This is a genomic window from Sphingobacterium sp. UBA7631 (assembly GCF_002483935.1).
In the GTDB taxonomy this organism is placed as follows: Bacteria; Bacteroidota; Bacteroidia; order Sphingobacteriales; family Sphingobacteriaceae; genus Sphingobacterium; species Sphingobacterium multivorum.
Map to the genome: position 1 here is coordinate 390306 of NZ_DLIX01000011.1, position 26869 is coordinate 417174.

The window sequence follows — 26869 nt, forward strand, 5'->3', positions numbered from 1 at the left end:
AACATTCTTCATGAATTTAAAACAATTAAAAAGCTTTGTACTGTTACTAGCTTTGGGAACTTTTGGATTAACAAAAGTTTCAGCTCAAAGTAATGCGGCATATGTCGATAAGTACAGTCCAATAGCAAAAGAAATGATGGAGGAACACGGTGTTCCAGCATCGGTTATCTTAGCCATCGCTATGCATGAAAGCGGAAATGGTGGTAGCAGGGTAGCAAAAAATTTGAATAACCATTTTGGTGTCAAAGGAAAAAACAACAGTACCGTTATTCGGTCAGCTTACAAAGGTTATCGGTCTGTAATGGACTCGTATGATGATTTTGTAGGAATAGTAAAAAGAAAAAAGACTACTCAGAGTCTTTTTGAAAAACATCCTGGTGAAAAATACGAAGCTTGGGTAAAAGCGATTGCTCGTTCGGGTTACTCTACGAGTAAAGGTTGGACAGCAAAAGTACTCGCTACTATTAGACAATATCATTTGGATATGTTTGATAATGATGCTAAGCAAAATAGATTCTCGTCAACAAAAAAATAAGCGCGATAGTATTGCATGAAGAAGTTTTTTTATGGCATGTTTGTATTCATGATGTTGATTACATCATGTTCAAGCCGGAGAGGCACAATATCCTCCACTAAATCTGGCTCAAATTCAAAAACTTCTTCATCCTCTTCTGTGGGACGACCGACCATGGCTGGCAACGACTATATTGCTCATTACAAAGATGTGGCCGTTGCAGAAATGAATAAATATGGTATTCCTGCGAGTATTAAACTTGCTCAGGCTTTACTGGAATCCGGTAATGGTAACAGTTATCTTGCGCGTGAGGCTAATAATCATTTCGGTATTAAATGTGGCGGAGTTTGGAAGGGAAAATCCGTGACTCGTCCCGATGATAATATCAATGACTGCTTTCGTGTTTATGAAAATCCCGAACAATCTTTTCGGGATCACTCAGAGTTTCTGTTACGACCGCGATATGCGGCACTCTTTAAGTTGAATAAGAACGACTATAAAGGCTGGGCCAAAGGCTTGAAAGCGGCTGGATACGCCACCAATCCGCGTTATCCTGAATTGCTGATCGAAATGATCGAAAGATATCATCTTGATCAATACGATCGCGGTGAATCGCCACGTGAAAAGGTTGTACGTGAAGAGACTGTTCAGGTCGAGATCGTGCAGAATGTACAAGAAACCCCTCCTACCGTCGTAAAGACAGAAGAAATCAAGAGCCCGGTAGCTATGCGTATTCATGAGGTTAAAGCGCAAGATACGTTATATTCGCTCAGTAAGCTGTACAATGTATCCGTTGATCAGATCAAATCCCTAAACGGTCTTACCGATGATGCGCTATCTTTAGGGCAGCTATTGGTTATATCTAAATAGTTACGCTTTAAAAGATGTTAAATATTTCGCTTTTGTACAGCGATATAGTAGTTTTACGAAAGTGATACTATTGCGATATATTTTTCTACTTATTGCCCTTGTGGGCTTTACCTCTCCACTTTTTTGCCAAGATAAAAAAGTGGAGGGTATCGTTTTTGATAAAAATACCAAACAACGTATTGGAAATGTAAGGCTGGCCAACTTACGTACTGGCGAGGTCAATTATAATACTATTAAAGGAGAATTTGTCTTTAATGCACAACTAGGAGATCATATTGTTGCGATATGTAAAGGCTATTTTTCAGATACTCTTCAGGTGGATAACCGCGGATTGTTGCTGTTTCATTTGGTACGTGAATCGTTTTATATTGATGAAGTTCAGGTTTTTGCACGCAAGACACCAGAGGAAATTCTGAAAAAAGCAAAAGAGGATTATGAGAAAGCGTATCGTCTTGCGGGTTATGGAGACGTATTTTCTGTTGGCCCAAATGGGGCTGGATTAAGCATCAATTCAATTTATAGTTTATTTAGCAAGGAGGCTAAAAGAGCACGTCGACTAACTAAAACCATTGAAAACGATTATAAGGAAAATGTGATCGATTACAAATTTACGAAAGAGCTTATCAGTAAGATTACAGGATTAAATAGCGAAGAAGCTGAACGATTTAGAAGGATATTTAGACCCTCCTATTTCTTTATTCTCTCAGCGAGTGATTATGAATTGGTGAATTATATCAAAGATTGTTATTCACGGTATCAATTGAACCCTTCGCAATATTTTATTGAGCCTTTTCCAACAATTAATTATAAATTAGTACCGTAAACAAAAAATAGACGTTTTCAGAATGAAGTTATTCAATTTTGTCGGCATGGCTCTGCTTTGCCTTTCTATTACCAGCTTAAAAGCACAGGATCTGAAAGATCTTCGAGCAAAACCAGATACCGTAATTTCTGTACAGAAAGAGCAACCATTAAATATTAAAACGATTCGTCCTATAGTTCCAAAACTAAACTTAGAGGTAGACTATTGGAAACATTGGACAAAATTCGGGATCAATTTAAACCAGGCGTCATTTAATGATAATTGGAAAGGTGGGGGTGTTGGTTCTATTGCTGTAGGATTGAATGCGAATCATAAATCGGATTATACGAAGGACAATTTCAATTTTGTGACCGAAGTTGATTTACGTTATGGAAAGATAAAGAATACCAATAATATTGCGAAGAAGAATAATGACCGTATATTTTGGGATAATAAGCTTTCTTATAAATTGTCTGCCAATTGGGCATTGTTTACGTCGGTGACATTTGAGTCGCAATTTGATGCGGGTTATAAATATAAAACGGTTAACGGCAGAGATACAATAGACTATATTGAGAATGCTTTTATGGCACCAGCTTATCTGACAGAATCTTTCGGTCTTGAGTATAAGCCTAGTAACGAATTTTCCTTGCGTTTTGGTACGGGTACTGCACGTCAAACTTTTATCTTGGATGAGCGTGTTAAGCCTCGTTCTGGAGAAGGTTTCTTTGAGAAATATGGATATTATAGAGATCCTAACAATCCAAGTGCGGGTACTGGTGAACGATTTGGTGTAAAGGAAGACCGCTCTTTTGCCAATGCACTGGCATTTCAGCTAACGGGTAACCTGGACAAAAACTTCACAGATAAACTGAATGTAAAGGCTCGTTATAACCTTTTTGCTGACTACGAGAAACTTTCCAACCCTACACACCGTTTGGATGTAACTGTAACGGCAAAAGTCACGAGAGTCATCAACGTGAACTTAAATGGTATCATGATCTACGATCCAGATGTCATTTCAAGAGTGCAGTTGAGCCAGTCGTTGGCGATGGGTATAGTCTATAGTTTACCAAAATAATGTTTAGGCCTGTGTCAATAGGGATATTGCTTTGTTCACTGCTGTCTTTGGCAAGCTGCAAGTCGAAGATACAGCCGGTGGTTGCAAAGCCGCTAGTTGCGTCATTTGCTTCTGCATTGGTTGTGGAAGAAAAGGTCGAAGCTAAGCCAGATACCAATTTATTGACACCGGAGGAAAGAAAGGTTGTTTTTTTACAGAAGTCTGGAAACCATCCTTATTGGCGCCAAGAGGAAGCCATACATTATGATGTTCGTAAACCTAACTATGTCATTATTCATCATACAGCACAAGATAGTATTGGGCAGACAATCAAAACCTTTCAGATTCCAAGAACTAAAGTGAGTTCACATTATGTCATTGGCCGGAATGGGGAGATTATACAAATGTTGAACGATTATGTTCGGTCTTGGCATGCAGGGGTGGCAAAATGGGGTTCTATTGTCGACATGAACTCCTGTTCTATTGGTATAGAATTGGATAATAATGGTAGGGAGCCTTTTCCTGAGGCACAAATTAATTCATTGATGACTGTGCTTGATACCTTGAAATCGCGTTATTTAATTCCAGCAAATAATTTTATTGGCCATGCTGATATCGCTCCATCACGCAAGAATGATCCAAGCGTTTTTTTCCCGTGGAAAAAGCTTGCAGAACGGGGGTTTGGGATATGGTATGATGAAGGACAGCTTGTGGCCCCTCCTGATAGCTTTAATGCGATAGACGCGCTTAAAATTATTGGTTATGATACGTCCAATCTAAAAGCCGCTATCGTTGCCTTTAAACGAAAATTTGTCGTTCGGGATACAACCCCCGAATTGACCATATATGATAAGAGTGTATTGTACAATATCTATAAAAAATACTGAGCCTGAGCAATCAGGCTTTTTTTTATTCAAGATCCCTTTTGTCCTCTATAGGACGAGGTGCTTTCACCCCCAGTTGTACGATATAGGCGATTAACATGACAGCTAGGCCGCCAATAAGATTTAGCCAAAGAAAAGGAATCTTATTCATCGTCCATACTGCTATCACGATAATTTCGGAAAGAATGGCTGCAAGAAAAACAGCTTTGCCTTGAATTTTCTTCATGTAGAAGGCGACGATAAAAATCCCTAGGATAGTACCATAGAATAGTGAGCCCAAGATATTGACCGCTTCGAGGAGATTACCCAATCTGTTCGCATACAAAGCAACAATAACAGTAAATGTACCCCAGATCAACGTAAATAAACGCGACCACAAAAGGTCTTGTTTTTCAGATGAGGTAGGATTAATAAATCTTTTGTAGATATCAATGGTCGTTGTTGAGGCCAATGAGTTAATAGCACTTGCCGTAGACCCCATGGATGCGAGAAAAATGACCGCTATGAGTAGCCCAATTAGACCCTTTGGGAAGACGCTTGTCACAAAAGAAAGAAAGACATAATTATTGTCATTCGTTTCCGCTGTTGGGTTGTTTTTTTTGATTAAGTCCAAGGTTCCTTCTTTTACGACCTGCATTTTTGCATTAAGTTGATCGAGTGAGGATCGATAATCAGCAATTCTTTTTTCATCGTCGTGATCCAATGCTGTATTAAGCTGCTGAACAACAGATTCACGTGTTTTAAATAGCTCGCTATGCTTTTGTTCGAGAAGCTGGTAGTCAGGAGCATATTTGCTTTCTTTGAGCTTCTTGATCTCGACTTGATTAAAAAAAATGGGCGGCTGATGGAATTGATAATAGGCAAATACCAGAACTCCAATCAACAGGATAGCAAATTGCATAGGGATTTTCAATAGACCATTCATAATTAATCCCATGCGACTTTCTTTGATCGAAGCCCCTGTCAAATAACGACCTACTTGACTTTGGTCGGTCCCGAAGTAGGAAAGCTGTAGGAAAAAACCACCGATTAGTCCTGTCCAAAGCGTATAGTTATTATTGAGATCAAAAGTAAAATCCAATGCATTGGTTTTTCCTGATTTTCCTGCAATATGAAGTGCTTTTGATAATCCAATAGACTCTGGCAACAGATGGATAACTAATATCCCTGCTACGAGTAATGATCCAAAGATAATGCTCATTTGAAGCAACTGTGTATGAGATACGGCTTTGGTTCCTCCATAGGTCGTATAGATAACAACAAAACTTCCTATGGCCAATGTGGTCCATGTAAGATCAATATGAAGGATGGTCGATATAATTAAAGCCGGTGCAAAGATGGTTATACCCGTTGATATCCCTCGCTGTATCAAAAAAAGAATGGCAGTGAGCCCTCTGGTTTTGACGTCAAAACGTTTTTCTAAAAATTCGTAGGCTGTAAATACTTTTAGCTTATGAAAAATAGGGACAAATGTAATGCAGAGCACAATCATGGCCAACGGAAGACCAAAGTAGAATTGGACAAAACTCATTCCAGAAGAATAGGCCAGCCCAGGGGCAGATAAGAAAGTAATGGCGCTCGCTTGTGTCGCCATTACCGATAATCCGACGTGATACCAGGGTAAAGAACGATTACCTAGAAGATATCCGTCAATATTTTTTATACCCCTACTCTTATAAACGCCATATACGACAATAAATAAGAGTGTCAGAAATAAAACGATCCAATCTGCTGTACTCATGAATAGTGGTTCGTGAAAATGTACAGAAAAAGGATGAATACGAATAGCCAGATAACGACCAACCAGTAGAAACGCTTCCAGCTATTCATCTTTCTTATCTATCTGAAGGCTTTTGAGGATAAATAACGCTATTAAAAATAGCAGCGATAATCAATCCGACAATAGCACCTCCAAAGATGCTTAAAAATGTCTCGTTTGCAGTGAATCCAATTAATGCACCAAATACTACAGCAACTAAAAGAATGATTCCTTTTGCTTTGCCAGCATCAATTGTCGTGCAGCTGTTGTCAATCTGATTTTCCATTATTATATTATTTTGATTTTGATAGCAAATTTACGAATAATCTGTAAGCTCCGGGAATCCCGGCAGGCAATTGTCTGAAAAAAGACAAAGATGTATAAACAAATTTACCTTTTCCATATTGAGCAATGAGTAATGAGCCATTATGTAACGGTTCGCCGGGATCTTGCATGGTGATCGGGGTGCGGTACTTTTTATCGATATCTTCCGCAAAGTAGAGTCCCCGCTCCTGCACCCAGTGTTCGAAGTCAGCTTCGCTGATCTTGTTCGGGTAATTGAAAATCGGGTCATTTTTATCGAAATGTACCGTTGCAAGTTCGTCTGTTACACGGCTTCTGCCGACGCTAAAAGGAAAAGGACCAAAGTTTTTTGAGAACAGTCCATTGTTTACATTGTACTGTTCCAGGACCGTTCCACCCATGTTCACATACGCAAGTAGTCTGTTTTGGAGCTGTGCAATTTGCTTGTTGACGTTGAATATTCGTACACCCAAGATTACAGCATCGTAGCTAGAGAGATCTGCTTTTAATGCCTGTTCGTTACTTAAAACATCGACTTTAATACCAATGGCCGCCAGCGACTCCGGAATTAGATCCCCTGCCCCATGGATGTATGCCACTTTCTTTACGTCGTTGATCAGGTTGACATTGCTTATTTTTATAGCGACATCTGGGAAATAAACAATATTAGGTACATGATTGTAATCAATGGATTTTATCTCTTTCAAACGTTCTTTGTTTGCTAAGAGGAACCCTAGGGTATCAATGGAAGATTTAGAAGCATCTGATGGTTTTATGCTGATCTCTTTGGAAATTGTACGTTCGCCTTTGTCAAAAGATAGGTCAAAAGATGCCGGTGAAATTTCCCAGCCTTTAGGTACATTCGGTCTGACGTTAAACGTGGTTGTGTTTGCTTGTCCGTTTTTCTGAAAAGTCAGATTCACTTTGACAGTGTGGGCATTTTGTGTAAGTGCCAAAGGGCTGGAACTTTTTGCCGTCAACTGTGGGACGATCACAATGGGGTCGTAGATTTCGCCACGAACAGGATCGGTATTTTTATATTTTATGGGCTGACTGAGTGTGATATTTTCACCATTGATCCGGAGTTGAAATGATACCTCTGGAGCATAGGGGTTTTCTGGATAGCCGGTCAGGTTAAAATCACTGACATTAAATTTGCCTTTTCCATGTGGATCAATCAACCAGTATGGTTGTGTCGTCCTGTCGGCATGTATAAGAACCGAGTCTCTTTGTAGCTTGTTTATTTTTAGTGTTTCATGAATGCTATTTCCATTTATTTGGGTCAGCTCAACGGTTACATTTGGACGCCGAACAATAATGGAATGTTCTACTTTGATCTGATCTTCCAAGGCATAGGATGGATTTTTAGCGATACTTTCGAACCAAATTCCACCACAGGCAAGAATTAGTTTTTCAACCTCTTTTTTCTTTTCAGTTTTCCAGTATTCATCATCAATTTGATCCAGTGCTTTGTACAGTTGGATCAATTCAGCAATGATCAATTCGGGTTTATCAATTTGATATGTTTGACTGATGTGGTCAATTAAGGACTCAACTTTACTGCCGTTTTGAATTCTTTTCCATGAGGTGTCAACTCCATCCAAGAGTGTATTTTTTGCAGGTGCACCGTCTACATACTCAAAGTATTCGATTGATGAGCCACGTTGGCTTGTCGAACCAAAGCCTTGGCTTTTGTGTGATGAACGGCTGTGTGCGGCAATTTCTCCATAAGAGGCTCCTAGAAGAGAATTGTAATCCCCGATATCTATTTTTAACTGATCTTCACGTGTATTGTTTTGACCTCCGAAGTTAGCTGTATTCCAAAGCAAGCGTTTAGCTTTCCAGGGGCGTACAAATTGAAGTTGCTCTGGGAATATATTCGGATCAGCAGCAGCTTTAAAGGCTTCATGTGCTAGAATGGCCGAGGCTTGATGATGACCATGGCCACCCCTTGAATCGGGAGGAAAACGCGTGATGATGACATCGGGCCTAAATTTGCGGATAATCCATACGGCTTCGCGGAGAACACGCTGTTTATCCCAGAATTCGAAAGTTTCCTCTGGAGTCTTCGAGAATCCAAAATCGTATGCTGATGAAAAAAATTGCTCACCTTTATCGATTTTTCGAGCTGCCAGTAATTCCTGCGTTCGAATCAATCCAAGTTCAATACCTTGTTCTGTTCCGATAAGGTTTTGTCCCCCATCACCTCGAGTTAGGGATAAATAGCCTGTTTTATATTTTTTTTCCTGCGCTAGCCAAGCTATTAGCCGGGTATTTTCATCATCGGGATGTGCTGCAAAATAGAGTACCGACCCCAGCACGTTCAGTTTTTCTAGATGGAGTTTAATTTCGGCAGCGTTCCACTGTGGATTCTGTGCTTTAACGATTGAAGTTGACAAGATGCCAGCCAAAATAATGATAACAGAGAGAAAAGGTCTTCGCATGTTTAAAGATAAAAATTTTGATGAACAACGGATTGTTGGAGATTGTAATTTTATTGCGTGTCTTTTTAATTGACAGTCTTTAATTAGCCCACTTGTGACGTTGGTATATTGCTTTGACTTATGGATATTAGGCGAATTAAACTTAGGGCCATAAAAGGAAGCTAGTTTGAGTGACGAGGTAGAGGGATAGATCACTAAATGGTAAAATATAGGCATAAATAAAAAACGGAAATCCCAATCAAGCTGGAATTTCCGTTTAACAATTAAAATATTTTTTCCTGAAACGAATTTTTAGAGAATAGTTATTTTGTCGCTTCGCTCCAAGTGGCAACCTTTAACATAAGTAAATATATGTAGAAAATATTTAGTTCTGTCAGATTACCTTAATTAGTTTTCCACATTGCTAAATTTTGTCAACATTTTAGCTTTTGGAAAACATATAATATAGCGGCGTCATGCGTTTAAGATGCTGCAATACAGCGATATTTAAGGTAAGATAGGTTTTCCGCTACCTTCAAAAAAATCTGTATTGGTCTAAAGCCAATTGTATATTTGTTTGACAAATTTCAATCGATTTTAGTTTCTATGTTTCAAATGCTCAAAAACGACAGGAGCAACCTTTAAAGAAAGTTTCACACGAATGTTTTTGGGACCAAACACTATTTATCAATGGCGCCTAGAACACGCTTCATAAACATATTTAACGCGTCTTTTTTGGAGTTACCTTCTTTAATTAATTTATCTACCTCTACAGCTCCGTATAGGTTTGAAATCAATTCACCAAGAACGTCAAGTTCTTCATCTTTCAAAGGAGCTTCGGTTAAAGCTTCCAGTGTCTCGATTGTTTCCAAGACATAATCTACATCATTCTGCTCGATGAACTCTGTCAAATGCTTAATTACTGGTAGTTTCATTGAATAATTCTACTAATGCGTCTAACTTATTTGTTTGTACCTGATTGACTAATTTACCGTTTTTAAAAGCAGCGAAAGTGGGTAGATTATTGACATTTGCTAGTTTGCGGGATTCAGGAAATTTTTCTGCATCAGCAATAACAAAAGGTACGCTATCATTTTCGCCAGCCAATTTTTTGAATTTCGGTTTCATGATTTTACAGTTACCACACCAAGTTGCGGAGTACTGAACCATTACAATATCGTTATTGTTTACAATTTCTTGTAAATTATCGTTTTCTAATTCTTGTAACATGATTTTATTTTTAAGGTGATTGTTGGAGAAATCAACAGGAGCCGGGAAAAGCTCCTGTCGAAAAGACACTGTGGTCTTGTATTGTTAGTGTTTAGCTAAATACTCAGCTACACCTTTTCTATCTGCGTTCATTGCATCTTTACCTTCTTCCCAGTTTGCAGGACACACTTCGCCAAATTTCTGTACGTGAGCGTAAGCATCGATCAAACGTAAGTATTCTTTAACGTTACGGCCCAAAGGCATGTCGTTTACTGATTCATGGAATACACGGCCAGTTTCGTCGATCAAATATGTTGCTCTATAAGTAACCGCAGAACCTTGTGCCAATGTTCCGTATTCAGGGTGTTCAACTTCTTGAACATCTAAGATTCCCAATATACTTGATAAGTTGCGGTTGGTGTCTGCCAATAGAGGATATTCAACACCTTCAATTCCACCGTTATCTTTTGCTGTGTTTAACCAAGCAAAGTGTACTTCATTTGTATCGCAAGAAGCGCCGATTAAGACTGTATTGCGTTTTTCAAACTCAGCAGCAGCTTCTTGAAAAGCGTGTAATTCAGTAGGACATACGAAAGTGAAATCTTTTGGATACCAAAATAAAAGCACTTTTTTACCTTCTTTAACTGCTTTTTCAAAAATGTTGATCTGTAAATTGTCGCCTAAATAATCAATTGCATCTACTGTAATGCTTGGAAAACTTTTACCTGTGAAACTCATAATATATCTTTCTTTTTTTGTTGACACAAAGATACAGCAACTCGATCCAAAAAGCGAATTGATTTTACCAATACACTATCGTCAAAATCTATTATGACTAGATTATAACAATAAGTTTTTATTATAATAATGATAGGTTGATCTGATGATTAACAGACCATTTATATGTTGCTTGAAAATAAATGAATTCATACTGCGCTAGTTACAGATTTATACCAAAAAATTATTGCAGTTTTGCAAATCAAAAGCTACTTTTGCGACGTTCAATTCTAGAACAGCACAATGCTGGAGGGGTTCCAGAGCGGTCAAATGGGACGGACTGTAAATCCGTTGCTTCGGCTTCGAAGGTTCGAATCCTTCTCCCTCCACCATTTTTTCTTTTCTAAATCCAGTCTATTTTACAGGTTCTAAATTTGCGGTTGATCGTGACTATTCCATCGTACGTGAAACGATTTTGATATATATTTTGGCTATGGTCAATGTTAATCGCTTTGGTATAATGAGTCTATATAGTGGCTACCTCTCTTTTTTAAAAAAATATAACAGGATTTTAGACTAGCTATTGACTTATATATAAAATAAGCCTAAGTTTGGCTTCTGAAAGGGCCCCGTAGTTCAACGGATAGAATAGATGTTTCCTAAACATTTGATAGCAGTTCGATTCTGCTCGGGGCTACTGAGAAAAGCGATGGATTTCCATCGCTTTTTTTGTTTATTCAATAAAACTTTTCCTTTTCTTATCAAAATAAATAGGTAATAGAATTGTAAATTTTAATGGAATGATTATTTTCGGATAATTATTTACAGCAATTTTACTTTTGGCCTGTAATCCGATAATATAAATTGAATGGGAAAATTTTTATTATACCAATTTAGAAAGGTATATGCAGCTAACCCTGCTTTTTTTGCTTGCTTTAGCATTTGGATAGTCTTAATGACAGCTGTTGTTATATTTATTCCGAAGGAAGATGCATTCCATTTTGTGAATACTCGACATTCATTTTGGGCTGATATTCTTTTTACAATACAGACTTATTTTGGAGACGGTCTTTTTGTTATAGGTGTTTTTATTGCCTACTGCTGTACGCAGCAATGGAATTTTGCCCGAGCTATCCTGGGGACATATATTTTCTCGGGGCTGATCTGCTGTATACTGAAAAACCTTTTCGATGCCGATAGACCGGCAACCGTATTTCATGGAGATCCTACATTCCATGTTGTTTCTTGGTTGCGTGTAGCGCACTTTAACTCCTTTCCTTCCGGACATACAACTTCGGCCTTTGCGCTGGCGGCTACGTTAGCTATTCTCTCAAAAAATAAAGCTTTTGGTATAACTGTATTTATTCTCGCTGCATTAACAGCTTACTCTCGGGTGTATTTGGGGCAGCATTTCGTAGAAGATGTTTGGTTTGGATCAATTTTAGGAAGCGGTACGGCTTGTTTTTATTTACTTGCCATGTCTTATGTCTTGAAAAATAAACGCATGTCATTTAGCACGAGATTTCTTCAGGTCAAACTTTAAATTCAGTAAGAAGATACTTCCATCGTTCGATTAGGTTTGGCTTGTGTCTTTGAATAAAGATAATCGTCCAACCATTATAAACATCAACAGTCCGAAACAGGCAAAAACACCATAGGAATAGCGTAGGCTAAAGGCTTCAGCAATATACCCAATTAAAGGTGGTCCCATTAAAAAGCCCAAGTAGCTAATGCTTGAAACCATGGCCAAAGCCACTCCAGAGGGCACATTTTTGTTCTGTCCGGCAATACTGTAGATGGAGGGGACATTGCAAGCTACACCGATACCGACCAACATAAAAGCTAGGGTACAGATGATAAATTCGGGAAAAATAACCGATGTCATCATCCCGATGAACATCAGTAGGCCACTGTACTGCAGGGTCCTTTTTCGGCCCAATTTCCGAATGACAGCATCACCAACAAAGCGCCCAGTAGCCATCATGATCATAAATGAAGCGTAGCCAACGACAACAAATTTCTCTGGCGCCTGAACGATCTCCTTGAAATACACCCCACTCCAGTCGAACATTGCCCCCTCAGTTGCCATGCTGAAAAAGCCGATGATGCCGAGCTGAAGTAAGCCACCTTCTGGTTTAGAGAAAAAACTGCGCTTTTCCTTTTGAGGAGATTTGCCAGGAACCAAATACTTTTGGTTGATTAGTGTATTCGCTGTGACAATGACTAATATGATTAAAAAATGGTAAAAGGTGTTCAGTCCAAAATTCATCGTTAACAAGCCTACTAGTGCTCCTGTGAAACCAGCGATACTCCAGGCTCCATGAAAGGAAGTCATTATTGATTTTTTGAAAACCTGCTCCGTTGCGACACCCTGTGTATTAACAGATATATTACACATATTACCGGTTACACCAAATAGAAATAGTATGCCTCCTAACTGCCAGGCATTCTGCGCAAAGGGGATGGAGCACAAGACCAAGGTGTAAGCGATGGGTACGATACGCAAAACGCTAGCACTTCCATATTTTGTAACCAATTTTCCTGAAAGAGCCATCGTTGCAAGTTGTCCGACTGGAAGCATTAATAAAATTGTCCCCAATTGACCCTCACTTAAGTTGAGATGAGCTTTGATAACGGGGATGCGGCTTGCCCAAGATGCAAACGCGATACCTTGGCAAAAAAAGAAAAGCGATACCGCAATTCTTATGCGATTTCGTTTCTTATAAAGATCTTCTTCTGAGTGAGTTAACGTTGCGTCCATAGTTTCTGATTTGAGGGTGCAAAGTTAAGGATAAGTATCCCATTAAAAAATATAATGATTCAAAAAATATTTGAATGTTTAGGTTGCAATAAGGATACGAAATATGCCTATATTTAAATAGCATATCGACGCGACGATAATTATATGCGCTAGTTTTGACAATTATCTTCTGCCTCAATCTTCCGGTAAGAAAATAATACGATGTGCTTTTTGAATTCGGTTAAACCTATTTATTCAATATCATATATTATACGTAATCATTCCTTGTATAGGAACCGAAAATAGACACATTTGTTTCAGTTAATTTGTATGCATACTTTAATTTAAGAAGATATTCGATGTGGTAGTCAAAATAGAAGAGGTTTGGGCTTCCATATCATTAGAAAATAATAGCAGTGAAATAACGGGAGAAAGTCAACAATTAAATGCTGATGTCGTGAAGGAATAAAAATATAAAATTCTTCGCTATTTCATGGTGGTTTGTTCAATACCTATTCTACCTTTGTATTGGCAAACAATTATTAGCCTCCTAGATAACATGATAAAGAAACTAATTTTAAGTACAGTTCTAGCCTATGCTGGAACAACCTGTGTTATTGCCCAACAACCCACGTTTTTATCCCATCCGACTTTAAGTCCCGATGGAAAGGAAATGGTTTTCAGCTACGAAGGTGACCTTTGGAAAGTTGGAAGTCAAGGTGGTGTTGCGGTACGGTTAACAGGAATGGAAGGAAATGAGATCAATCCAAGAATTTCCCCAGATGGAAAATGGTTGGCTTTTTCGGCCAATCAAAACGGTAATATGGATGTCTATGTAATGCCCTTGGCGGGTGGAGATATAAGGCAGCTGACATCGCATGATGCTTCGGACGAAGTGGACAGCTGGAGCTGGGATAGCAAATCGCTTTATTTCACATCATCGCGTTACAATAGAATGAGCGCTTATCAAGTTGCTTTGGATGGAGGTACGGCGACAAGGTTATTTCCACATGTCTTTAATTATATCAGTAACGTGGTGCCAACTCCTTCGGGAGAATTGTTATTCAATGACAGCTGGGAAGGCTATAGCTCGGCGAACCGCAAGCGATATAAAGGTGCTTTCAATCCAGATATCAAGTCTTATAATCCCAAAACAAAGGCATTTCAACAGTATACAGATTATATCGGTAAGGATTTTTGGCCCACTGTGGACCAAAAAGGAAACATATTCTATGTCTCCGATGAAAGCAATGGTGAGTACAACCTTTATCAACTAACGGGAAAGTCGAAAACTCAATTGACTTCTTTCCAAGAATCAATCAAACGTCCGTTTGTCGCGGCAGACGGTACTAAAGTGGCATTTGAAAAGGGCTATCAGCTTTATATTTATGATGTCAATGGAAAGAAAACCGTACAGCCCAACATCGCACTTAACCGCAATCAAGTGCTAGGAAAGCTGAAAGAGTTTAACATTTCAGGTAACATCAGTAATTTCGACGTTTCTCCGGACGGAAAGAAAATGGCATTTGTATCACGTGGCGAATTGTTCGTTTCGGATATTGAAGGAAAGTTTGTTCGTCAGATGCCCGGTCAGGGAGAACGTGTCATGGAGGTTAAATGGCTTAAAGACAGTAAAACATTACTCTATAGCCAAACGTATCAAGGCTACCAGAACTGGTTTTCACGCACAGCAGACGGTAAAGGTGAGGTAAAGCAATTGACACAAGATCTGCGTAACAACCGTGATATTACATGCAATGCAGATAGGACAAAAGCTGTGTACCTCAGTGGTCGTGATGAAGTACGTATATTGGATTTGACAAGTTTGAAGAGCCAAACAGTGGTTAAAGATGAAATCTGGGCATTTCAAAATTCTTCGCCCTCATTCTCCCCTGATGGAAACTATCTTTTATTCACAGCTATGCGCAATTTTGAACAGGATATCTTTGTGTATAACCTGAAAAATGAGCAAACGACTAATTTGACAAATACAGGAGTTACAGAAGCAGCACCATATTGGTCTCCTGATGGTAAATATATTTATTTTGCGAGTAATAGGACTAAGCCTTCTTATCCTACCGGTATGCAAAACTCCAGCATTTTCCGAATGGCATTGACCAACTTTGACCAACCTTACCGTAGTGCAAAGTTTGATGAATTATTTGTAACACCCGAAAAGAAAGATACAACAGTAAATAAAACTGGTACAGCTAAGAAGGAAGCTGGCGCTAAGGATAAAAAGAAAAATGATGTCGATAAGGGCAAACCAACCGCAATACCGGTAGCCGAACCCAAGAAAGCTGGTTTGGTTCAATTGGATTTAGAAGGACTGCGTGATCGAATTGAGCAAGTGAGTCCTGCATTTGGAACACAATCTAATCCTTTGGTGATACAAAAGGGGGATAAATCCTATCTGTTCTATTCATCCAATCATGAAGGAAAATATAGTACTTATCGTACCGTATATGAGTTGTTTGCACCGGCCAAAACCGAAAAAGTCGCTGACGGAGGCATGGAGAATTTTGTAGAGTCGGTGGGAAAATACTTCGTATTGACCCGAGGAACGATTCAGAAATACAATCTTGACTTGAATAAGCTTGATGCGGTTACAATGAGTTTTAAATTCAATCGGGATCTCGAGAAAGAGTTCAATCAAATGTTTTATGAAACATGGGCCAATCTAGAGGAAAATTACTACGATAGCAACTTCCATGGAGTGGATTGGGTTGCGATAAAAAAGAAATATGAAAAGTATCTTCCAGGTATCAACGATAGGACAGATTTGCGCATCCTCTTAAATGATATGTTGGGCGAGCTCAATTCGTCGCATCTGGGTTTCAGTTCAATGGGACAGGAAGAACGTAAGCCGTTTGGTTTTGTAACGAATGAAATCGGTGTGACCTATAATTCCAGCAATCCTTACAAGATCAGCTATATTGTTCCGAATGGCCCCGCGGCAAAGAAAGAAGCTGATATTCATGCGGGTGATATCCTCATCGCGATTAACGGAACAAAATTGAATACGCAGGCAGACCGCGATAGTTATTTTACTTGGCCTTCACTGGAAGAAGAAATTCAATTGACCTTGAATCGTAATGGCAAGGAAATTCAGACAAACATTCGTCCGGTATCAAGCGCCGTGTTTAGAGATCTCCTCTACGACCAATGGATTAGAGATAACCGAAGTCGAGTTGATCAGTTGAGTAGCAATAAGATAGCCTATTCACATATGAAAAATATGTCGGATACTGAGTTACAGCGGTTCTTGATCGACATGGCCGAACAGGAGAATAACAAACAAGGGATTATTTTAGATTTGCGTTATAATACAGGCGGAAATGTACACGATGAGGTTTTAAGATTCCTGTCACAACGCCCTTACTTACAGTGGCAATACCGAGGTGGTAAACGTGCGCCACAAAGTAATTTTGCACCATCTGCCAAGCCTATTGTTTTATTGATTAATGAGCAATCGCTGAGTGATGCTGAAATGACTGCAGCGGGCTTTAAAGCACTTAAGTTGGGCAAAATCATCGGTAATGAGACCTATCGCTGGATTATTTTTACTTCTGCTAAAGGCTTAGTCGACGGATCAAACTATCGACTTCCGTCTTGGGGATGTTATACGCTTGATGGTCAGGATCTCGAACAAACTGGAGTTGCCCCAGATATTCTTGTAAAAAATACCGTACAAGATCGGATGGAAAATAAAGATCCGCAGTTGGAAAGAGCTATAAAAGAAATTCTTGACAGTATAAAATAAAGAAGTTAGCGCTAACATTACTTACTTTAAATAAACTGTCCAAAGTTGCAGTGCCCCCAAAAAGTTAGACACTTTCTGGGGGCATTTTTATGAACCTGATCTTCCGATTTCTGCTATATCGCCCTTCAGCGTATGATGTACTTCATTCGGGCCACCCTTTCCCTAAAAAGTCAACATATAATTTTAAGGTGTGTTATTAATTGCCTGTTTATCAGTGTTTAGTGATTTTTTTGCTGTTTCATTATGCAATAGTCGATTTTCCTGCATCCCTTCTCAAAATATAAAAAAAGGAGACAACATGGAAAAGATTATATTACAAGTGAAGGACTCTTGCTCTGCAGAGTGGGATAAGATGACGCCACAAGAACAAGGGCGTTTTTGTGGTCAATGTGAGAAGATGGTTGTAGATTTTTCACAGATGGATGATCAGGAAATTGTAGATCAAATAAAAAAAGCCGGTAAAGGGCTATGTGGTCGATTTTATGAAGATCAGTTGATGCGTGAATTGGATGTCCCTTTTTCTTTTTCTAAAAACCCTATTTGGCAAGGAAGATGGCCGGGGATCGCTGCGGGCCTCTTGTTGGTTGGATCCTTGAGCTTTCATGCTGCTCAAGCACAAAACAAATTGACTGGAGAAGTTGTCGTTGTCCAAACAAAAACAGAAAATGATCAGATAAAGCAGCAGGGGCAGGTTAGCTCATCAACAAATGATAATTCAACATTAAAAGGAAGCCCCGATAGCACAAAAGTAAGCATAAAAGGTAAAGTAGTTTGTGCTGGAAGCGATGTAAGTATGATGGGAACAGAGGTGTCCTTGGGAAATTACCGTACGCAAGTGGATGAAAATGGAGATTTTCAACTTTGGGTACCGCAATCTCTGTTTCGGGTAGATCAGGAGCTCCGTGCACAGATGTTAGGCTATAAAACGGTTGTGATTTCAATCAAAAAGGGGAGTAAAATACAACTGGATAAACCAATAAAAATGGAAGTTAAGCCAATGATTATGGGAAAGATTGCTGTGGCAAGGAAATAAGACGTTATGGAGCGAAAGAATAATTTGTTTAAATGACATATTTGAGTCTGTTTTTCTTATGGGACAGCTGCCAAAAATCTCGCTTGAATGTCATAAAAGTCAAAAAAATATTCTTTTCCACTTGACTTTTTCTACGGTGAACCTTACATTTGGATTATCGAATGACTTCGTAGCTCAGTTGGTAGAGCAACAGACTCTTAATCTGTGGGTCCTGAGTTCGAGCCTCAGCGGGGTCACTTTCAAAAAAGCCGTTTTACAAATGTAGGATGGCTTTTTTCAATACAAGTTGGATTATTTTCCCTAGGCAGCTATTAACTTTAAATCGTTTTTCTAATGTTGAATGTTATAATCATCGGATAACGAATCCATTATTTTTATCAGCTATCCCGTATTATTTCTGCTAGGAAAACATAAAACTCTTTAATCTGTTATTAATTCAGCGAATTTATTACGTAAATTTGTATTTCAGACGATAAGCTTATGGAAGACAAGAAGATTTCGATATTGTACGTTGACGACGAAGAAAACAATCTGTTTTCTTTTAAAGCGACATTTCGACTAAAGTATAAAGTGTTTACGGCAATTAGTGGTGCCGATGCAATCGATATTGTCAAAAACAACCAGATACATATTATCATTACTGATCAACGTATGCCGGAAATGACCGGTGTAGAGTTTTTGGAAGAGATTATTAAGATCAATGCAGCCCCAATGCGTATCCTTTTGACAGGATATACGGACATGGCAGCTGTCGTTGATGCGGTCAATAAAGGAAAAATCTTTCATTACCTCAATAAGCCTTGGAGTGAAGAGGAGCTCGATCAAACGATTCAACGCGCTTATGATGTCTATGCTGAGCGCCAAAAAATTGTGGAGACTAATTCTCAACTTGAGACTTCAAATGATCAGTTGGAGTTTTTGCTTCGGCAAAAGCTACTTTCCTAAAGGATTATAATTTTAGGAAAGTCAACTTTTATTTAAAATGTCTGTTTGCTTTGTGATGCTCTTCGCTGCCATCGCATCGGATTGCCGAAAGTGAAAGGATTATTTGCTCGGTATGACGACGGTAAAGGTTGTACCCTGATTGGGTTGTGATTGTACTTCGATTTTCCCTTGTAGTTTTAAGAGTGCATTCTGAACATTATAGAGCCCAAATCCCATGCCTTTCGCTTGATCACTGGCTCTAAAGAATAATTTAAAGATATCTTCAACATACTCTGGAGATATGCCTATTCCGTTGTCACTCACCATAATTTTAGCTTTACGTTCTGATACGGATACAGAGAGTTTGACGTACTGGTTTTCCTGCCCTTTACGTTGATATTTAAAAGCATTAGAAAGAAGATTATGCAAAATCAGTTCTAGAAGTGCTTTGTCTCCGCTAAAGATTTCTTTTTGATCCACTGAAATTTCAAAAGCCACATCCTTATTTTGCGTATACATGCTGTAAAACTGGCGTATGTTGCCAAAGAGCTCTTCGAAATTTATCGCTGACAACATGAGTTCTCCTCTTCGTAAAAGATAATAGTCGCGCAGACTGTCAATATAAGCATCTAAGCTGACCAAGGAACTATCCATTAGTGATAACAACTCATGGATACGATCTATGCTGTCAAACTCTAATCCAAGTTTCACCGCAGAAAGAACCCCGGTCAATGGATCACGAAGATCATGGCTAACGCTATAAGCGAACTTATCTAATTCATCATAAGCTTTTTGTAGCTCTTGATTCTTAACCTCTAGCATGGAGTTTGCAACATAAAACTTATTAGCTTCTTCTATTGCGGAAACGATTTCTTCATTCATCCAGGGTTTTCGGACAAACCTAAAAATATGGCCCTTATTAACTGCATCAATTACAGTTTCCATATTGGCATAAGCCGTTAAAAGAATACGGATTGGTTTTGGAAAATCTTTTTTAATGCGGTGCAAAAAATCGATGCCCATCTCATCCGGCATACGTTGGTCACAGAAGATAATACGGATATCAGGATGAGCATGAAGGATCGTTTCGGCCTCACTCGTATTGGATGCTGTATGGATAGCGTAATCGTATCTAAAGTTCGCTTTAAAGCTAACCAAATTGTTTACTTCGTCATCGATATATAATATTTCAAGCTCCCTCTGCATAATTTTATTATATGGTTTTATCCCTTACAAAAGATATGAAAAAATAATAGTTAATTGAACTATTTTAAGTTTATAGTGGTATTAATTGTTTTGTTGAATTGGAATGAGGAGTGTAAAGCTTGTACCCTGTCCCACTTCTGAATCTACGATAATTTTACCATGATGTTTCGCAATGGTATTATAGGCTATGGACATTCCCAAACCAGTACCTTCGCCAACGTCTTTTGTTGTAAAAAATGGTTCGAATATCCGTTCATGAATTTCTTTTGGAATACCTATACCATTGTCTGCGATTTTGATAAAGACGGAGGTATTATCCGCGTGAACTCCGGTCTCAATCCATATTTTACCACCAACATCGTGATTAAACTTCTTATTCACGGCGTAAATAGCATTTGTCACAATATTCAAAAAGACCTGATTGAGTTTGCCGGCATGACATTCGACCTTTGGCATATCACTATAGATCTTATCAACTTCAATCGTGTTATTTAATAAACTATTGAGGATAACCATTGTTGACTCCAACCCCTCGTTTAGATCTGCAAATTTTAATGTATCCTCGTCTACGCGCGAGAAGATCCGCAAACTCTTTACTATTTCGGCGGTCCTATGGGCCCCATCATGCATCCCTTTTAATAGAAAATCTACCTCTGTTTTCAGATAATCGATATCCAGGTCCTCTTTGAATTTTTTGATCTGCAATTGCTTTTCCGTTTCGGATATCCCCTCTTTAAAAGCTATACGTTCTACCTCCTCCAGCGTTTCCCAGATCATCTTGATATCACGCTTTAATGGAGCGACATTGGATGTAACAAAGTTGATTGGATTGTTGATCTCGTGCGCAACCCCCGCAGTCAGTTGACCAAGAGAGGCCATCTTTTCGGCTTCGACAAGTTGAGATTGTGTTTCCTTCAAGTGGGTAAGAGTGGTTTGTAGAGACTCATTAGATTCTGTTAATTCACGTGTCCGCTCATCTACTTTTTGTTCCAATACGATATTTTGCTCGCGTATCAACTTTTCGTTTTCTAATGAGATCGCTAATTCCCTGACTTGTGATGCTTCTTTCTCTTCTTTTAAGATATTGATACTATAAGCTAGACCGAAGGACAATAAGGCCATCTCCACAACAGATGCAATTTGTACGGCGTTACTCGTAAAATCGTTATATTTTAAAATGCCATAATCTTTCAATAAAAAGATGACAGAACCTAATAGTAAAATTGTCCAACCGTAAACAAAATATTTAGCCGGTTTATAGCCATTTATCATTACCCGATAGGATAAGTAAAGGACAAATAAAGAGCCTGCTCCTGTTGTTAGCTGCATAACCATGAACGCTGGTTGTGTAAGGTTGAGCAATGTAAGAAGGCTACCAACGACAAAAAGGATGATAAAAACAGTAATCACACGTCTTGACCGAGGAGCATTTTTCGGTAATTGAAGAAATGAATCTGCAAAAAGCAGGGCGCATAAGCCTGATAAACATCCGAAGATAATAGGACCTTTTGTTGCAAAATATGTCCAATTTGGCCACAAATACTGAAAACTATAACCTTTAATGCCCATTTGTGTTATTCCTGCACAAAGAACATAAAGGACATAATACAGATAGCCCCTTTCACGAACTGAAAAAAACAGGAATAAATTGTATATCGCCATAATCCCGACAATACCAATATAGATCCCGCTTATCAAACTGTCGTCATTCATCTCTTTTAAGAAACTGCGCTCGTTACTTAAATAGATCGGGAGAATAATCTGTTCCGTACTTTTTACACGAAGAAAAAAGATCGTTTTCTCATATCCGGGTAATTGGATGTCGAATGCGTAATTAGGAACCTTATATTTTCTAGCCGAAAAAGATTGATGCTCGCCCAGTTTGATCGATTTATAATGCCCATTTGATGATGGTACAAAAAGTTCGACCTCATCCAAGAGAGGGTAGGCAATTTCGAGCAAGAGTTCAAGTTTCTCTTTTCCCTTATTTGTCACAGGCAATCGGAACCAGATGTCAGTGGGTGATATGCCCAAATTGGGTACCTTGCTTTCTAACGACTGGAAGGAGGAAGCTGAAGTATCCGCAAAGTTAGGCTCTCCTTTCCCCATATAACGCTCGAGACCATATCCGATCAATACACGCTGCGTCGGTTGATCGATAATAACCTCTCCAAAACAAGTTGAACTGCACGTAAAAATAAATAAGAAGATCAAGTTAAGCCAGCATTTCATCACTATATGCTATTTTTTTGCTTCGGCAATAACTAAATTCATAGAAACAAGGAAACAACCCGCTTCATCAGCTTGGTCCAATGTGTTTTGAAATTCCTCCATTTCAGCTGTGCTCAACTTCCCTTTTTCGACCATCTCCAAAAGAATTTTATCTAAGAAAAGATAGCGGTTGGCTTCTTCTTTCGAGCGGGCTACCATACAGAATGTTTGCAATTGAACTTGTTTAAAGCCTTGAGTCAATAGGTCTGAAGTTAATTTATTCCCAGCCCAGCCATTATTGACTTTTTCTTCGGTCAAATAATGGCATATCTTAGCCTCAATACCCACATGCTTGCTGTAAAATGTCAGGCTATTCCAGATCGTCTCGACGATGACTAGGGGTTGACCTTCACGCAAAACACGGTGAACCTCAGCAAACATTTTCGGTGCTTCCGGAAGATGTTGTACAACACGTTCCATTCTGATGCCAGCAATGGAATTATCTGTAAAGCTAAGTTGATTAACTTCACCCTGAACAAAGTCGACGTTCTTTACCTCCACACTGCTTGTTTTGGCATGTTCGATTAAAGCCTTATCATGATCCAATCCAACGACAAGAACGTTATGGCCTAGCATATTAGCTAAATTGATGGCATCCATTCCAGTGCCACAACCTAGATCGACGACAACGCCCTCTTTAATCGTATTAAAAGGAGTATATGAATGTATTTTTAATTGTTTAAGAAAATCACCGGTATCCATTAAATAGCCGGCACCATAATGTTTAGTGTCCATTATAAGATATTTAAATTACGATCATCTGGTTTGTGATCTAATGATGTATGTTTCAGGTTTTTAATAATTTCATTTAAATCCCATTGATTGAGATTCGGAATATCGATTTGATAATGAATTTCAATTTCCTTATTCCGCAAAGTTTCTATGCGGACAATATTGGAATTATTCCGAAGTGATAAAATTGCATCTTTGTTTTCTTGATCGGCTTCGGTCAAGGTGTCAAGATTACGCATAATCATTACCGTAGCCAGCAGATCCAGCTTAGGATAATAGAACGTGCCATTATTTCCAACACTTGTATCAATTCGGTAGCCAACACTTTCTGCTAATTTCACCGTGTAAGGAGCACATAAAGCAAAGAGCGATTTAATGCCAACCTGTGTGCTGATAGCGGCACCAGCCCTCGTCAAAAATATGCTGCCAATACCATATCCAGCGATCTCCCGGGAATTCCAAAGCCCACAACCTTCACCGGTTCCCTGTTGCGCATAATCATAAACAAGGTCTAAGATTTTGGCATCCATCGCTCCCGTGGCCTGTTCAATCGGAAGTGGTTCACTCCCTCCAGATACGTGTATACGTACTCCACCATAGACTTTATCACCATCAAGGGATTCTACGATCAGTACGAATGATGCGGGATTGTACATCCAGTCATTTTTGGAAGAAGTTACTTTCTTTACGCCTATAGCAGTTAACACATGCGCGTGTCCTTCTATGAAACGTTCACAGGTTTGGGGATCGTCGATAGCCCGAAATGCTCTTAGTCTTACTACTGGACGCCCGTCGTTGAATAATAATGCCACCGAATGCTTTGATTTATCGTTTAAACGCAAAACTAATCAATTAAATGCAAAGGTGTTTACTCTTCAAATAAATTATACCGTAATGCAACCGCCTGCACCATGTGATGGTAAAATTGTTTGATTCCTTTTTCACCTTGACGAGCCAAAATAGCCCGTTTTAACTGATGTCATCGAAAATACATTTTATCATCTTAAGATGTGGATTTTCGAGATACAATAAATTTGACCTTATAAATATTAATGCCTCTGGAGGCTATTTTTATGAATCTGACCGTCTTTTATGATCAACAAAAAGTTTTTTTCTGGATCTGCCAATAATTTTAAATTCTTAAGCGGATCTCCGTCTACAAGGATCAGATCTGCCAAAGCTCCTTCTTCTACTATTCCCAACTTGCCAGGATAAGGACTTCTTAATCCCGAAAGCTGCAGAAGCTCACCGTTGTCTTGAGTAATCATTTTAATGATCTCGGCATTTGTAAACCACTTTTGAAGTCGCAAAATAAAAGCATTCTGCATTTTATTCAGTTCCGGCTCAAAAAGGAAATCTGTACCCCAAGCTAGCTTTACTCCATATTTTTTAGCCATTGGCCATACTTTTTCCTGACCTTCAATGACGGGTTTACGCTTGATTCTTCGTTGTGGATCCATATAGGGCGTATCTTCCACCAGGTTTTGTAAACTAAGCCAGATATTTTTTTTTGCGATCAGCTGTAAAGTTTCTTCGTCGAGCAATTGTCCATGTTCTATACATTTTACACCAGCTTCGATCGCTCTTCGAATTGCTCTTGGCGTATACGCATGTACGGTGACATAGGTTCCCCAGTCTTCGGCTGCTTCTACTGCTGCTTTCATTTCGTCTAGCGTATATTGGGTAACATCCACAGGATCGTATGCTGAAGAAGTTCCCCCACCCGCCATGAGTTTAATCTGACTTGCTCCGAATCTCAGATTCTCTCGTACTGCAGTCAGAACCTCATCACGACCATCGGCGATGAATGTTGCTCCATATCGCTCCGCACGAGAGACAATACCAAAAAAACGACGCGATTTTTCCTCCGGTGTCCGAAAATCTCCATGCCCCGCTGTTTGACTAACAACAGCACCAGAAGGCCATATTCTAGGGCCTAGAAGCTTACCCTTGTCGATCGCCGCCTTTAATGGAAATATAGGGCCACCGACATCTCGTACACTTGTAAAACCCCGCATTAACATCTGTTGCGCCGAGAGCCCCACCGTGTTGATCAAGAATTCCTCGGAAAGGTCATTTGTCATCATTTGAGGCATTGTCAAAGCTCCAAATACCAAATGGACATGTACATCAATCAATCCAGGCATTAGGGTTTTGCCTTTAGCGTTTATTTTAACGATATTCTTACCTTGCACGTCAATAGGAGATGTACTAATGGTTTGAATCGTGTTACCGTTTATTAAAACATGTTTTGGCGGAGTTAACATTTGAGTTTTATAATCGAGCAGTTTAACATTTTCTATTAAAACTTGCTTTTCCTGTGCTTGGATGACATGGATAAAAGCCGAGCAAAGAAATAAAGTAAGTAGTTGACCTAAACGCATAATTTGGAGAATTACGTTAATATATAATATGACAAATCAATTTTAATTCGAGCGACTAATGTTGGCTTGAAAAAATATCTTCTAAGTTAAATCATAAATTCAATATATTTCAATTTTTTCGCTATAAATTTTCACTCTGCCGGCCAAAAACGCTAAATTTATCCAATCATGATGTATAAAAAGCCTGTTCTAAATTATTTAAATAGCGTAATTCCCAAAATTGTCTCCATAAGAGAGCTGCTCACCTATGCCTCTTTACTCGGCTTATCCGCTTATGTATTCCTACTGGTTTTTCAGCCATTTGGAACGTATAATTTTGAGCATGCCTATAAATTTAGCTTGTTATCCGGATATGGGGTTATATTATTCGTTGCATATGCCTTAATTTCTGTCCTCTTACGTAAAAAAAGAGGAACAATTGCGATAGAGCTATTTCGTATTTTTCTTGTGCTCCTATTATCAGTTTTTTTAAATTTCGTCTATCATGGCTGGTTCATCAATCAGGCCCCATTACAGTGGAATAACCTCCCCTATATTGGATTTTACACGCTTTCACTTTACAGCCCAATTGCTACGATTTATTTTTTGCTTCGAGTTGATAAGCGTCATTCGTATTATGAAAAGAATAATTCGTCGATTGAACGTTTATCGAAAAAGCCAGCGATCATATTGAGCCAAATGAATGACTGTCATTTGGGGCTGGTCGATATCCCCAATGGTAATCAATCGTTAAAGTTACTGCCAAGCGATTTTATTTTTGCAAAATCAATGGATAATTATTGCATGATCTATTTTAGGAAGGATGGTACGGTAAAGAAGCAGATGGTACGAATTACGTTGAGCCGATTGTCTGAACTCTTGAATACAATGTCTATTCACCGATGTCATCGGTCGTTTCTTGTTAACTTTGAAAAAGTAATTGCAAAGGAAGGGAATGCCCAAGGTTTCTTGTTACGTTTTGCAGATACTGAAGATTGTGCTGTTATTTCAAGGTCTGCTATGGAATCAGTTAGACCGTATTTATAGGGCAGAAGATCGCCTCGCTGTTGTCAGTCAGCCCTAAGTCTTGCCATACGCCACATAACTTTGTTTACTCATCATGAGGGGCATAATTTTGCTCAAAAAAAAGATGAACACAAAAAGTTTAAACCTGCTGGTATTATTCCTGTTCTTCGGAATATACTTTATCCTTGATAATTTGTTTTTTGCTAGGCTTCAACCCACGATGAGCAACTATGTCCACAGTAGATTTTTGGGGCATGTGCTGACGTATTA

Annotated in this window: 22 protein-coding genes and 3 tRNA genes; 13 read left to right on the top strand and 12 right to left on the bottom strand. The window is 38.9% G+C overall.

The annotated features are described in order from the left end of the window. Window positions 1-10 precede the first annotated feature (10 nt). From B3P16_RS24005 to B3P16_RS24025, 5 genes are all read left to right on the top strand, one after another. Window positions 11-535: a glucosaminidase domain-containing protein gene (locus tag B3P16_RS24005; RefSeq protein ID WP_046673195.1), complete on the top strand. Its 525-nt coding sequence runs from the start codon at window positions 11-13 to the stop codon at window positions 533-535. A gap of 15 nt (window positions 536-550) precedes the next feature. Continuing rightward, entirely contained in the window at window positions 551-1384 is an 834-nt protein-coding gene (locus tag B3P16_RS24010) for a glucosaminidase domain-containing protein (RefSeq protein WP_286844847.1), read from the top strand. A gap of 139 nt (window positions 1385-1523) precedes the next feature. Further along, window positions 1524-2207 carry a hypothetical protein gene (locus B3P16_RS24015; protein ID WP_286844849.1) on the top strand — a complete coding sequence of 228 codons (684 nt, stop codon included), beginning with the start codon at window positions 1524-1526 and terminating at the stop codon, window positions 2205-2207. Window positions 2208-2229: 22 nt separating this feature from the next. Continuing rightward, window positions 2230-3267: a DUF3078 domain-containing protein gene (locus B3P16_RS24020; RefSeq protein WP_088163381.1), complete on the top strand. Its 1038-nt coding sequence runs from the start codon at window positions 2230-2232 to the stop codon at window positions 3265-3267. An 11-nt stretch (window positions 3268-3278) separates the two neighbouring features. After that, complete coding sequence (locus tag B3P16_RS24025; protein ID WP_232475646.1) at window positions 3279-4133, top strand: N-acetylmuramoyl-L-alanine amidase; 855 nt, start codon at window positions 3279-3281, stop codon at window positions 4131-4133. A 22-nt stretch (window positions 4134-4155) separates the two neighbouring features. On the opposite strand, the gene B3P16_RS24030 is transcribed toward B3P16_RS24025, so the two are convergent. The 6 genes from B3P16_RS24030 to B3P16_RS24055 all read right to left on the bottom strand — a co-directional run bounded on the left by B3P16_RS24030 (window position 4156) and on the right by B3P16_RS24055 (window position 10562). After that, complete coding sequence (locus B3P16_RS24030; RefSeq protein ID WP_286844851.1) at window positions 4156-5871, bottom strand: sodium:solute symporter; 1716 nt, start codon at window positions 5869-5871, stop codon at window positions 4156-4158. A 94-nt stretch (window positions 5872-5965) separates the two neighbouring features. Further along, on the bottom strand, window positions 5966-6175 hold the full coding sequence (locus B3P16_RS24035) for a hypothetical protein (RefSeq protein ID WP_070562731.1): 210 nt from the start codon (window positions 6173-6175) through the stop codon (window positions 5966-5968). Window positions 6176-6182: 7 nt separating this feature from the next. Next, complete coding sequence (locus tag B3P16_RS24040; protein ID WP_286844853.1) at window positions 6183-8636, bottom strand: PIG-L family deacetylase; 2454 nt, start codon at window positions 8634-8636, stop codon at window positions 6183-6185. Between the two features lie 659 nt (window positions 8637-9295). Beyond that, a complete protein-coding gene (locus tag B3P16_RS24045) occupies window positions 9296-9550 on the bottom strand; it encodes a DUF6952 family protein (protein ID WP_046673203.1) in 255 nt (84 codons plus the stop codon). Further along, complete coding sequence (locus B3P16_RS24050; protein WP_046673204.1) at window positions 9531-9845, bottom strand: thioredoxin family protein; 315 nt, start codon at window positions 9843-9845, stop codon at window positions 9531-9533. Before B3P16_RS24050 ends, B3P16_RS24045 begins: the two co-directional genes overlap by 20 nt. An 84-nt stretch (window positions 9846-9929) precedes the next feature. After that, window positions 9930-10562, bottom strand: a complete 633-nt coding sequence (locus B3P16_RS24055; protein WP_286754224.1) for a peroxiredoxin — start codon at window positions 10560-10562, stop codon at window positions 9930-9932. A 287-nt stretch (window positions 10563-10849) separates the two neighbouring features. Here B3P16_RS24055 and B3P16_RS24060 point away from each other — a divergent pair. The 3 genes from B3P16_RS24060 to B3P16_RS24070 all read left to right on the top strand — a co-directional run bounded on the left by B3P16_RS24060 (window position 10850) and on the right by B3P16_RS24070 (window position 12084). After that, window positions 10850-10933 (top strand) — tRNA-Tyr (locus tag B3P16_RS24060). A 233-nt stretch (window positions 10934-11166) separates the two neighbouring features. Beyond that, window positions 11167-11238 (top strand) — tRNA-Arg (locus tag B3P16_RS24065). Between the two features lie 171 nt (window positions 11239-11409). Then, entirely contained in the window at window positions 11410-12084 is a 675-nt protein-coding gene (locus tag B3P16_RS24070) for a phosphatase PAP2 family protein (RefSeq protein WP_286768106.1), read from the top strand. A 30-nt stretch (window positions 12085-12114) separates the two neighbouring features. Here the strand turns inward: B3P16_RS24070 and B3P16_RS24075 are convergent, their stop codons facing one another. Next, on the bottom strand, window positions 12115-13302 hold the full coding sequence (locus B3P16_RS24075) for an MFS transporter (RefSeq protein ID WP_286754227.1): 1188 nt from the start codon (window positions 13300-13302) through the stop codon (window positions 12115-12117). Between the two features lie 538 nt (window positions 13303-13840). Here B3P16_RS24075 and B3P16_RS24080 point away from each other — a divergent pair. From B3P16_RS24080 to B3P16_RS24095, 4 genes are all read left to right on the top strand, one after another. Further along, entirely contained in the window at window positions 13841-17044 is a 3204-nt protein-coding gene (locus B3P16_RS24080; protein ID WP_286844856.1) for a S41 family peptidase, read from the top strand. 298 nt (window positions 17045-17342) lie between these two features. Further along, the gene (locus B3P16_RS24085; RefSeq protein ID WP_139144916.1) at window positions 17343-18077 is read left to right on the top strand and encodes a carboxypeptidase-like regulatory domain-containing protein; all 735 of its coding nucleotides are present in this window, start codon (window positions 17343-17345) and stop codon (window positions 18075-18077) included. A gap of 163 nt (window positions 18078-18240) precedes the next feature. After that, window positions 18241-18313 (top strand) — tRNA-Lys (locus B3P16_RS24090). Between the two features lie 244 nt (window positions 18314-18557). After that, window positions 18558-19022, top strand: coding sequence for a response regulator (locus B3P16_RS24095; RefSeq protein ID WP_046673283.1), 465 nt, complete (start codon window positions 18558-18560; stop codon window positions 19020-19022). Between the two features lie 99 nt (window positions 19023-19121). On the opposite strand, the gene B3P16_RS24100 is transcribed toward B3P16_RS24095, so the two are convergent. The 5 genes from B3P16_RS24100 to B3P16_RS24120 all read right to left on the bottom strand — a co-directional run bounded on the left by B3P16_RS24100 (window position 19122) and on the right by B3P16_RS24120 (window position 25594). Beyond that, window positions 19122-20207, bottom strand: a complete 1086-nt coding sequence (locus tag B3P16_RS24100) for a hybrid sensor histidine kinase/response regulator (RefSeq protein ID WP_286754239.1) — start codon at window positions 20205-20207, stop codon at window positions 19122-19124. An 81-nt stretch (window positions 20208-20288) separates the two neighbouring features. Further along, window positions 20289-22439, bottom strand: a complete 2151-nt coding sequence (locus tag B3P16_RS24105) for a sensor histidine kinase (protein WP_286844859.1) — start codon at window positions 22437-22439, stop codon at window positions 20289-20291. Between the two features lie 9 nt (window positions 22440-22448). After that, a complete protein-coding gene (locus B3P16_RS24110) occupies window positions 22449-23213 on the bottom strand; it encodes a methyltransferase domain-containing protein (RefSeq protein ID WP_070562758.1) in 765 nt (254 codons plus the stop codon). Next, on the bottom strand, window positions 23213-24022 hold the full coding sequence (locus B3P16_RS24115) for a hypothetical protein (protein WP_070562848.1): 810 nt from the start codon (window positions 24020-24022) through the stop codon (window positions 23213-23215). The genes B3P16_RS24110 and B3P16_RS24115 overlap by 1 nt, the downstream gene beginning before the upstream one ends. A 237-nt stretch (window positions 24023-24259) precedes the next feature. Continuing rightward, window positions 24260-25594 carry a metal-dependent hydrolase family protein gene (locus tag B3P16_RS24120; protein ID WP_286844862.1) on the bottom strand — a complete coding sequence of 445 codons (1335 nt, stop codon included), beginning with the start codon at window positions 25592-25594 and terminating at the stop codon, window positions 24260-24262. A gap of 168 nt (window positions 25595-25762) precedes the next feature. Here B3P16_RS24120 and B3P16_RS24125 point away from each other — a divergent pair, with 168 nt between their 5' ends. Further along, window positions 25763-26620 (top strand): LytTR family DNA-binding domain-containing protein, encoded by an 858-nt coding sequence (locus B3P16_RS24125; RefSeq protein WP_286844863.1) that lies wholly within the window; start codon window positions 25763-25765, stop codon window positions 26618-26620. Window positions 26621-26869: the final 249 nt, after the last annotated feature.

Coding starts and splice junctions, on each gene's coding strand:
- B3P16_RS24075 (WP_286754227.1), bottom strand. CDS start 13,302: ATGGACGCAACGTTAACTCACTCAGAAGAAGATCTTTATAAGAAACGA.
- B3P16_RS24045 (WP_046673203.1), bottom strand. CDS start 9,550: ATGAAACTACCAGTAATTAAGCATTTGACAGAGTTCATCGAGCAGAAT.
- B3P16_RS24100 (WP_286754239.1), bottom strand. CDS start 20,207: ATGCAGAGGGAGCTTGAAATATTATATATCGATGACGAAGTAAACAAT.
- B3P16_RS24005 (WP_046673195.1), top strand. CDS start 11: ATGAATTTAAAACAATTAAAAAGCTTTGTACTGTTACTAGCTTTGGGA.
- B3P16_RS24010 (WP_286844847.1), top strand. CDS start 551: ATGAAGAAGTTTTTTTATGGCATGTTTGTATTCATGATGTTGATTACA.
- B3P16_RS24070 (WP_286768106.1), top strand. CDS start 11,410: ATGGGAAAATTTTTATTATACCAATTTAGAAAGGTATATGCAGCTAAC.
- B3P16_RS24080 (WP_286844856.1), top strand. CDS start 13,841: ATGATAAAGAAACTAATTTTAAGTACAGTTCTAGCCTATGCTGGAACA.
- B3P16_RS24085 (WP_139144916.1), top strand. CDS start 17,343: ATGGAAAAGATTATATTACAAGTGAAGGACTCTTGCTCTGCAGAGTGG.
- B3P16_RS24125 (WP_286844863.1), top strand. CDS start 25,763: ATGATGTATAAAAAGCCTGTTCTAAATTATTTAAATAGCGTAATTCCC.
- B3P16_RS24020 (WP_088163381.1), top strand. CDS start 2,230: ATGAAGTTATTCAATTTTGTCGGCATGGCTCTGCTTTGCCTTTCTATT.
- B3P16_RS24110 (WP_070562758.1), bottom strand. CDS start 23,213: ATGGACACTAAACATTATGGTGCCGGCTATTTAATGGATACCGGTGAT.
- B3P16_RS24055 (WP_286754224.1), bottom strand. CDS start 10,562: ATGAGTTTCACAGGTAAAAGTTTTCCAAGCATTACAGTAGATGCAATT.
- B3P16_RS24095 (WP_046673283.1), top strand. CDS start 18,558: ATGGAAGACAAGAAGATTTCGATATTGTACGTTGACGACGAAGAAAAC.
- B3P16_RS24040 (WP_286844853.1), bottom strand. CDS start 8,636: ATGCGAAGACCTTTTCTCTCTGTTATCATTATTTTGGCTGGCATCTTG.
- B3P16_RS24120 (WP_286844862.1), bottom strand. CDS start 25,594: ATGCGTTTAGGTCAACTACTTACTTTATTTCTTTGCTCGGCTTTTATC.
- B3P16_RS24035 (WP_070562731.1), bottom strand. CDS start 6,175: ATGGAAAATCAGATTGACAACAGCTGCACGACAATTGATGCTGGCAAA.
- B3P16_RS24030 (WP_286844851.1), bottom strand. CDS start 5,871: ATGAGTACAGCAGATTGGATCGTTTTATTTCTGACACTCTTATTTATT.
- B3P16_RS24105 (WP_286844859.1), bottom strand. CDS start 22,439: ATGAAATGCTGGCTTAACTTGATCTTCTTATTTATTTTTACGTGCAGT.
- B3P16_RS24050 (WP_046673204.1), bottom strand. CDS start 9,845: ATGTTACAAGAATTAGAAAACGATAATTTACAAGAAATTGTAAACAAT.